Source organism: Bacillus sp. JJ1521 (assembly GCF_036965165.1).
Classification (GTDB): domain Bacteria; phylum Bacillota; class Bacilli; order Bacillales; family Bacillaceae_L; genus Ferdinandcohnia.
This window is the reverse complement of sequence record NZ_JBALOX010000227.1, coordinates 1,159-2,564: the sequence shown is the minus strand read 5'-3', so window position 1 is coordinate 2,564 and position 1,406 is coordinate 1,159. Positions and strand designations below refer to the sequence as shown.

Annotated in this window: 2 protein-coding genes; one reads left to right on the top strand and one right to left on the bottom strand. The window is 33.1% G+C overall.

What is annotated here, in order from left to right; all coding sequences use genetic code 11:
- Positions 1 to 79: 79 nt before the first annotated feature.
- Complete coding sequence (locus tag V7147_RS23055) at positions 80 to 778, bottom strand: hypothetical protein (RefSeq protein WP_335370140.1); 699 nt, start codon at positions 776 to 778, stop codon at positions 80 to 82.
- A 209-nt stretch (positions 779 to 987) separates the two neighbouring features.
- Here V7147_RS23055 and V7147_RS23050 point away from each other — a divergent pair, with 209 nt between their 5' ends.
- Positions 988 to 1,383, top strand: a complete 396-nt coding sequence (locus V7147_RS23050; RefSeq protein WP_335370139.1) for a DUF3888 domain-containing protein — start codon at positions 988 to 990, stop codon at positions 1,381 to 1,383.
- Positions 1,384 to 1,406 lie beyond the last annotated feature (23 nt).

Genomic DNA, 1,406 nt, shown 5'->3' with positions numbered 1-1,406 from the left:
ACCCTTTAGTTTAATAAGAGAATTTATTTTTGAAGCAAATCTTATACTGAGTTTTCCAAAGTTAGCTGTAATTAACTAACTATCGAGTTGAGCCTGAAAAATCTACCTGTTTATTATTTAACTTCTTTACCCATTCACTATCATTCCAAATATTAGGGTTGTCAATTGTTAGATTTTCTCCACGCACCAAGAAATCATAACTATCTTTTGCACCGGTATACCAATCAGCAATGACTAACTTGCCGTTTTTATTACGAACAAGAAATTCGGTGATTTCACCGTAACCACCTACATCCTTTTTAATTTCCACAGGTAACTTTAAATAGAGAAAACCTCCATCCATATCCTCTGTATATTCCACTTCCCAATCCTCAATCTCAATATTTTTGACATTATCATTCCATTTGCCTTTTACATTATGTTGGGATTGAATTTTATTTTGCGTATACTGTTTAAGATTATCGTTGTTGATAAATGTATCCAATTTAATATCCAATCCGTTCCAGACGGCTTTATAATAGTCATTAAGCACTCTCACACACATTTCATAAGCCATTTCAAAATCTAGCTCAGAAACTTCACCTTCATTTTTAGCTATATATTCAGGATGATTTTTTAAAACATTCCGTTTAGTGCTTGGCGTAAACTCTGTGTTTATAGCACTATCTATGGTAATATCTCCTGAGACCACAGGTGTATTCTTTTCGTACTCATTAGTATTCTCCTTAACACAGGAACTCAGGGTAAATAAGACTGCTAACAATAAAGCAGATTTCATTGTATCCCTCCAATTTAATATATGAACTTCAAAGTCTACTCATTTAATGTTTAGACGATGTGGTTGTTAATTTAGTTACAAAAAGTCTTATCTTGAACAATTTCTGCTTCTTTACTTGAATAAGAAAAAAGCGATTCCTCGTTATTCAAGAATCGCACCTGTTAGTTTAATAAAAAGTTCTTTTATGTTCATACTAAAAGCAGCATTGAATGGAGGATTTTTATGAAAAAAAACCTTTTAATATTGATTGCTTGACCATTTTCTCTTATTCCCCTGTCAAAGCCGAAACCGTAACTGAAAATGATATACAGTTGGGTGATAATGTGATTTTCAATATGCTTTATCCCTTAATTCAACAGGAATTGGAGAAGCATTTTGGCGAAGTTACACAAAATGAGTGCGGTAAAATCATCCAAATTAAACGGCTGCCAAGAGGTACTTACTTATGTAATGTTACCGTGCAGGTAAGAACATTTGAAGGTGCTCACGGTCCTCCTAATGATTTAGTGACAATCACCTTTAGTAATGAAAAAACCCTAGAGTGGCAATCTATTGATTTCAAACGAAAAAGATTAAAGCCAAATGAAATAACTAAATGCAACTAATGCAGGCATCCTTTGTGAAAAGG